This is a genomic window from Motilimonas eburnea (assembly GCF_021295345.1).
GTDB lineage: Bacteria > Pseudomonadota > Gammaproteobacteria > Enterobacterales > CBDFNC01 > Motilimonas > Motilimonas eburnea.
Genome location: NZ_JAIMJB010000011.1, coordinates 154,034 through 160,713, shown reverse-complemented (window position 1 = coordinate 160,713; position 6,680 = coordinate 154,034). Strand labels below are relative to the sequence as shown.

General features: G+C 46.8%; 9 protein-coding genes. All 9 read right to left on the bottom strand.

The window, feature by feature from the left end:
- The coding region (locus K6Y21_RS12740; protein WP_233072222.1) for an elongation factor Tu at positions 1–796 on the bottom strand (796 nt) is incomplete at its 3' end.
- 90 nt (positions 797–886) lie between these two features.
- Positions 887–2,980 carry an elongation factor G gene (gene fusA / locus K6Y21_RS12735; RefSeq protein ID WP_233072221.1) on the bottom strand — a complete coding sequence of 698 codons (2,094 nt, stop codon included), beginning with the start codon at positions 2,978–2,980 and terminating at the stop codon, positions 887–889.
- 90 nt (positions 2,981–3,070) lie between these two features.
- The gene (rpsG, locus tag K6Y21_RS12730; RefSeq protein ID WP_233072220.1) at positions 3,071–3,541 is read right to left on the bottom strand and encodes a 30S ribosomal protein S7; all 471 of its coding nucleotides are present in this window, start codon (positions 3,539–3,541) and stop codon (positions 3,071–3,073) included.
- A gap of 108 nt (positions 3,542–3,649) precedes the next feature.
- Positions 3,650–4,024 (bottom strand): 30S ribosomal protein S12, encoded by a 375-nt coding sequence (rpsL, locus tag K6Y21_RS12725; RefSeq protein WP_233072219.1) that lies wholly within the window; start codon positions 4,022–4,024, stop codon positions 3,650–3,652.
- Between the two features lie 194 nt (positions 4,025–4,218).
- On the bottom strand, positions 4,219–4,509 hold the full coding sequence (gene tusB, locus K6Y21_RS12720) for a sulfurtransferase complex subunit TusB (RefSeq protein WP_233072218.1): 291 nt from the start codon (positions 4,507–4,509) through the stop codon (positions 4,219–4,221).
- Between the two features lie 8 nt (positions 4,510–4,517).
- A complete protein-coding gene (gene tusC, locus K6Y21_RS12715; RefSeq protein ID WP_233072217.1) occupies positions 4,518–4,871 on the bottom strand; it encodes a sulfurtransferase complex subunit TusC in 354 nt (117 codons plus the stop codon).
- Between the two features lie 25 nt (positions 4,872–4,896).
- Complete coding sequence (gene tusD / locus K6Y21_RS12710; RefSeq protein ID WP_233072216.1) at positions 4,897–5,283, bottom strand: sulfurtransferase complex subunit TusD; 387 nt, start codon at positions 5,281–5,283, stop codon at positions 4,897–4,899.
- Between the two features lie 38 nt (positions 5,284–5,321).
- On the bottom strand, positions 5,322–5,705 hold the full coding sequence (locus K6Y21_RS12705; RefSeq protein ID WP_233072215.1) for a RidA family protein: 384 nt from the start codon (positions 5,703–5,705) through the stop codon (positions 5,322–5,324).
- Positions 5,706–5,765: 60 nt separating this feature from the next.
- Positions 5,766–6,560 (bottom strand): UDP-2,3-diacylglucosamine diphosphatase, encoded by a 795-nt coding sequence (locus tag K6Y21_RS12700; protein WP_233072214.1) that lies wholly within the window; start codon positions 6,558–6,560, stop codon positions 5,766–5,768.
- Positions 6,561–6,680: the final 120 nt, after the last annotated feature.

The following is a 6,680-nucleotide window of genomic DNA, read 5'->3' as shown; positions in this document are numbered from 1 at the left end:
GCAGCTTACGGAACATCTCAACACCTGTACAAGTTGTCTTAGTAGTTTCGCGGATACCTACGATTTCTACTTCGTCTTGTACTTTGATGATACCAGCTTCGATACGGCCAGTTACTACTGTACCACGGCCTTGGATTGAGAATACGTCTTCGATAGGCATGATGAATGGCTTATCGATTTCACGCTCTGGCTCTGGGATGTAAGTGTCTAGTGCTTCAGCTAGCTCTAGTACTTTCGCTTCCCACGCTTCGTCGCCTTCTAGGGCTTTAAGCGCTGAACCTTGGATTAGTGGTAGGTCATCACCTGGGAAGTCGTACTCAGATAGAAGTTCACGAACTTCCATTTCTACTAGCTCTAGTAGCTCTTCGTCGTCAACCATGTCACATTTGTTCATGAATACGATGATGTAAGGTACACCAACTTGACGAGAAAGTAGGATGTGCTCACGCGTTTGTGGCATTGGGCCATCTGTCGCAGCTACTACTAGGATTGCGCCGTCCATTTGTGCAGCACCAGTGATCATGTTTTTAACATAATCGGCGTGTCCTGGACAGTCTACGTGTGCGTAGTGACGAGTCGGTGTGTCGTACTCGATGTGAGAAGTATTGATCGTAATACCGCGCTCACGCTCTTCTGGAGCATTATCGATAGATGCGAAATCTTTAGTTTCACCACCGTAAGCTTTAGTAAGTACTGCAGAGATTGCAGCAGTTAGAGTTGTTTTACCATGGTCAACGTGACCGATAGTGCCCACGTTTACGTGAGGCTTACTACGTTCAAATTTTTCTTTAGACACGACGTGTACCTTCTTTATCTAAGTGTTAGCCCATTTGTTATGGACCATCAAAATTACATTAAACAGAGATGGGACGATTCCCCTCTCCGATTACTTCGCTTCAATGATAGCGTCAGCGATGTTTTTAGGTGCTTCATTGTACTCTTTGAATTCCATCGAGTACGAAGCGCGGCCCTGTGTGGCAGAACGCACATCGGTAGCATAACCGAACATTTCTGCTAACGGAACCTTAGCTCGGATGATTTTTAGACCAGCTGGACCTTCATCCATGCCTTCAATCATACCGCGACGACGATTCAAGTCACCAACTACATCGCCCATCCAGTCTTCAGGGGTGGTCACTTCAACCTTCATCATCGGCTCTAGAATAACAGGATCTGCTTTTAGCGCACCCGCTCTAAAGCCCATTGCTCCAGCGATCTTAAACGCCATTTCATTGGAGTCAACATCGTGGAATGAACCATCAAACAGGGTGACTTTGACATCTAGCATAGGGAACCCAGCTAATACCCCTTGGTCCATTTGTTCTTTACAGCCTTTATCAACGGCAGGAATGTAGTCTTTTGGTACCACACCGCCCACGATTTCGTTGACAAATTCGTAACCCGAACCTGGCTCTAACGGCTCCATCTTCAACCAAACATGACCGTATTGACCACGACCACCTGATTGACGAATGAATTTGCCCTCAACTTCTACCGCCTTGCGAATGGCTTCACGGTAAGCAACTTGAGGTTTACCGACGTTACAGTCAACACTGAACTCACGCTTCATTCGGTCTACGATGATATCTAGGTGTAGTTCACCCATACCAGAAATCAAGGTTTGTGCAGACTCTTCGTCAGTTTCCACACGGAATGAAGGATCTTCAGCCGCTAACTTTTGTAACGCAATGGCCATCTTCTCTTGGTCGGCCTTGGTTTTTGGCTCAACCGCGATTTGAATCACTGGCTCAGGAAACTCCATGCGTTCAAGGATAACTTTATTATCCATATCACATAGCGTGTCACCGGTAGTGACATCTTTTAGCCCTATCGCAGCTGCTATGTCGCCCGCACGGACTTCTTTCAATTCTTTACGGTCATTGGCGTGCATTTGCACGATACGACCAAAACGCTCACGCTTTTGCTTGACCGAGTTGTAAACAGCATCACCTGTATTTACGACACCCGAATAGACACGTAAAAAAGTCAGCGTGCCCACAAAGGGGTCGGTGGCAATCTTAAATGCTAAGGCTGCAAAAGGTTCATCGTCAGACGATTGTCGGCTGACTTCGTTTTCTTGCTCATCAACACCTGTGATGGCTTTAACTTGGTTGGGCGCAGGTAGGTATTCCACTACTGCATCCAATACGGCTTGTACGCCTTTGTTTTTGAAGGCACTACCACAGCAAGCTAAAACGATTTCATTATTAATGGTGCGTTTGCGCAGGCCTGCTTTGATGTCTTGTTCTGACAGTTCACCTTCTTCAAGGTACTTTTCCATCAGCTCATCAGAGGCTTCAGCGGCACTTTCAACCATGAATTCACGCATTTCCTCTGCCTGATCTTGTAGATCGGCCGGGATATCTGCATATTCAAAGGTCATGCCCTGATCGGCTTCGTTCCAGTTAATCGCCTTCATTTTAATTAAGTCGATAACACCACGAAACTCTTCTTCGGCACCAATATTAAGTTGGATCGGAACACAGTTGGCACCCAAACGATCGCGGATTTGGTCCACAACACGCTCAAAGTTAGCCCCTGCACGGTCCATCTTGTTCACAAATACCATGCGAGGCACTTCGTATTTGTCAGCTTGACGCCATACTGTCTCTGATTGAGGTTCAACACCTGAGGAGCCACAAAACACAACCACCGCCCCATCGAGTACACGCAAAGAACGCTCAACTTCAATGGTGAAGTCTACGTGTCCAGGGGTATCAATGATGTTAATGCGATGTTCGTCGAATTGCGCTTCCATACCACGCCAGAAGGTGGTGGTGGCAGCAGAAGTGATAGTGATACCACGCTCTTGCTCTTGTTCCATCCAGTCCATGGTGGCAGCACCGTCATGTACCTCACCAATTTTGTGAGATAAGCCGGTGTAAAAAAGCACGCGTTCAGTAGTGGTAGTTTTGCCTGCGTCAACATGAGCACAAATACCAATATTTCGGTAACGCTCTAAGGGAGTTGTACGAGCCACAATATTTCCTCTTAACTAAAGAAACGCTTAACAACTAAGCGTTTCTTCAGATAACAACTAACGGCGTGGCCTACTAGCCACGCCATAATATTACCAGCGGTAATGTGCAAACGCTTTGTTTGCTTCAGCCATACGGTGAACGTCTTCACGTTTCTTAACCGCAGTGCCTTTGTTGTCGGCAGCATCGATTAGCTCACCAGCTAGGCGTGCAGCCATTGATTTTTCACCACGTTTACGTGCAGCTTCAACTAACCAACGCATAGCCAGCGCATTACGACGGCTAGGACGTACTTCAACTGGAACTTGGTAAGTAGAACCACCCACACGACGAGATTTAACCTCGACAGTTGGGCGCACGTTATCAAGAGCTACTTCAAAAATGTCTAGGTGCTCTTTACCGCTCTTTTCAGCAGCAGCTTCTAGTGCACCGTATACGATTTTTTCTGAAATAGATTTTTTACCATCAACCATTACTACGTTGATGAATTTGGCCAGAATCTCTGATCCGAACTTAGGATCCGGTAGGATTTTACGCTGACCGACGACGCGTCTTCTTGGCATCTTAATATTCTCCGTTTGCTTCAGGTGTTACCCAAAACGATTATTTAAAATTGTTTATAAACGATTAATTAAAATTGTTTATGCTTGGCCTTACTTTACGAAGAACCATTAACCCTTAGGACGTTTAGCACCGTACTTAGAACGACCTTGACGGCGTGCAGTTACACCAGAAGTATCTAGTGCACCACGTACTGTGTGGTAACGAACACCCGGTAAGTCTTTTACACGACCACCGCGAATTAGGATTACGCTGTGCTCTTGTAGGTTGTGACCTTCACCACCGATGTAAGAAGTTACTTCGAAGCCGTTAGTTAAACGAACACGAGCAACTTTACGTAGTGCCGAGTTAGGTTTTTTAGGAGTAGTAGTATATACGCGAGTACATACACCACGTCTTTGTGGGCACGCTTGCAGCGCAGGCACGTTGGTTTTTTTAACCGGTGCTTTACGTGGTTTGCGAACCAGCTGTGAAATTGTTGCCATTAAAAATAGCTCCTGATACTTATATAACGTGAAAAATCGGCCCCAAAACTGGGGACGCGAAATTTTATTACCCTTGTTAAGGTGTGTCAAGGACAACTCTGCTCATAAAGTAAACCATTTTGCCTTGGCTTTCCTTTGAGCCGAGATTTACCCCATCACGCACGGGCCTGATAACAGCCTTACATAGACTGCTATTACCAAGCTAGGCTAGTGTCGGCTTCCACCACTAACTCAACAAAATCCGGGTAATCGATAACATGGCCGTAACCTGCGGTAATACCACGGGCATCTAAGTCTGCTTTAATCAAATATAAACGGCCTTGCTTGGCGAGGGCCGCCAGTTCAGACTCCCAAGGGTGCTGACCAGCAATGGCAAGGACCGCATTTTCAAGTAGCAATAACACATCTTGCGGGCCCATCTTTGCTAAAGCTTGACTAAGGCTCAGATCACTATGGGGTGATTGTTTAACAGTATGTAAAATCATGGCTGCTCCTAAAATTTGATCAGGTATTGTTGTTGCTGTAACACCTGATTAAAGTCGCTCGCCGATAACGCTGTCACTGGGATTGCCAACTGGGTAGGATCAAGGTGACGTTGTTGACAGTCTTCTAGTGACACAAAAACCGACTCAACATCGTACAAGTCCAGTAGCTTAAACATGGGCTCAATGTGGCGCTGCATGATAGCCTGCGGCTGCTGGTTAGGTTGCAATTGATATACGCCATCGCCGCTGAACAATACGGTTAGCTGCTCAGTGAATGCCGACAAGGCGAGAACCGCATCAAGGGATTCTCTCGCATTAGCATTACCATGGGGCGCTTGAGTATTGAGGATAGCAAGTTTCATAGGTTTCTCAGATTTTAGGGTCAAGCTAGAACTGAACTAAGCGGTCAGCACGGCCGACTAATTCAGCGAGTTGACCTAGCCCTGTCATGGCAAAAGGTGCCATTAAGTTGTTAGCAGGTAATCGTTGTTCTTGGGCACTCACCTCATCAACGACCCCGCGCCGAAGGGCCGCAGCAATACAAACATCTAACGGGAATTGGTGTTGACTGGCTAAATCGGCCCATAACTGCACCAGGTTAGTTTCATCACTGGCAGGCAAGGTCAATGCATTGGCATTAGCGACGCCTTGCTGATAGAAAAAAACACCAGCAATCTGATGCCCCTTGGTGATCGCAGCTTGGCAAAAGCGGTAAGCCGTTGCTGAGCCTTGTGTGCCATAGGCGGGTGAATTCACTAATATTGCAAGTCGCATGGTTCCTCTTACCTCTTCGTTAAATGGGCCGAGGTGGATTATTTAACGTAAGCGATGGCTTCAACTTCAACTAATACGTCTTTTGGTAGGCGGGCAACTTCAACACAGCTGCGTGCTGGCGCATTGCTTGGGAAGTAACGACCATAAACTTCGTTAAATGCCACAAAGTCGTTCATATCACTTAGAAAGCAAGTCGTTTTAACAACCGTCGTCGCGTCAGCGCCTGCTTCTGCCAATACTGCCATCAGGTTTTTCATTACTAATTCAGCTTGCGCTGTCACATCACCTTGCAACACTTCCATGGTGTCGGGCTGCAAGGGGATTTGACCCGAAGTAAAGACCAAATCGCCGAGTTTATTGGCTTGTGAGTAGGGGCCGATAGCGGCAGGAGCATCGTTAGTGGCAACAATTTGCTTAGTCATGTGGTTGGACTCGTTAATTAAACAGGCAAGTATCTTAACTTAATCCAACACAAAACGCAGCTATGCCACGCCCGACCAATTGGATTCCTCCAACCGCTCCAAAGACTCGGTATTTTCGGTGCTGCGAACCAAGTGCAACCGCCCATCGAGCTCCTCAACCAAGGCGCTGCAGTTTTCGACCCAATCGCCTAAATTCGCGTAAATAATGCCCTGTTCCGACACCACTTCAGGGTGGTGGATATGGCCACAAACTAACATATCGACTTGTTTGCGTTTTGCGTAGGTGATCGCGGCTTGACGAAACCGAGCAATAGCGACATTGGCTTTTGGGATCCGCTCTTTAATATAGCCAGCAAGTGACCAGTAATTGAGCCCTAGGCGCTTACGCCAGCGATAAACATGGCGATTTAGAAACAGTAATAGGTCATAAGACAAATCGCCAATGAACGCCGTCAGCTTGGAATAGCAGACCATGGCATCAAATTCATCCCCATGCAGCACCAGCACCTTCAAACCGGCGCTGGTTGTGTGCTGGTATTGATGATGGATTTCTGCCAAATTTAGCTCGGGTTGGCCAAGCTGACGAATGGCGGCATCGTGGTTACCGGGAACATAAATGATTTTGGTGCCTTGGCGCGCGAGGTCAAACAGCAATTGTACCACTTGCATGTGCGACGCAGGCCAATAGGCTTGCCGTTTCAACGCCCAAAAGTCGACGATATCGCCTGCCAGTATGAGCTTTTCACAGCGCATGTTCTGCAAAAACTCAATCAGATATTCTGCCTTACAATCTTTAAAGCCCAAATGAACATCAGAAAGCCAAACCGTACGATAGGTGTGAATCACTTTTGCCATATTGCTTCTCTGTTATTAGCAAGTTACTTGTTCAAGTTAACAATCACAGATGAACCAATTGTGACAAGGCAATCAGCCTACTATTTCGATACCAAACTACACAGGCCATACAACAAGCAT

Bases quoted from the DNA above. Each gene is read 5' to 3' on its own strand.
- rpsG (WP_233072220.1), bottom strand. From the start codon at position 3,541: ATGCCAAGAAGACGCGTCGTCGGTCAGCGTAAAATCCTACCGGATCCT.
- rpsL (WP_233072219.1), bottom strand. From the start codon at position 4,024: ATGGCAACAATTTCACAGCTGGTTCGCAAACCACGTAAAGCACCGGTT.
- tusB (WP_233072218.1), bottom strand. From the start codon at position 4,509: ATGATTTTACATACTGTTAAACAATCACCCCATAGTGATCTGAGCCTT.
- tusC (WP_233072217.1), bottom strand. From the start codon at position 4,871: ATGAAACTTGCTATCCTCAATACTCAAGCGCCCCATGGTAATGCTAAT.
- tusD (WP_233072216.1), bottom strand. From the start codon at position 5,283: ATGCGACTTGCAATATTAGTGAATTCACCCGCCTATGGCACACAAGGC.
- K6Y21_RS12705 (WP_233072215.1), bottom strand. From the start codon at position 5,705: ATGACTAAGCAAATTGTTGCCACTAACGATGCTCCTGCCGCTATCGGC.
- K6Y21_RS12700 (WP_233072214.1), bottom strand. From the start codon at position 6,560: ATGGCAAAAGTGATTCACACCTATCGTACGGTTTGGCTTTCTGATGTT.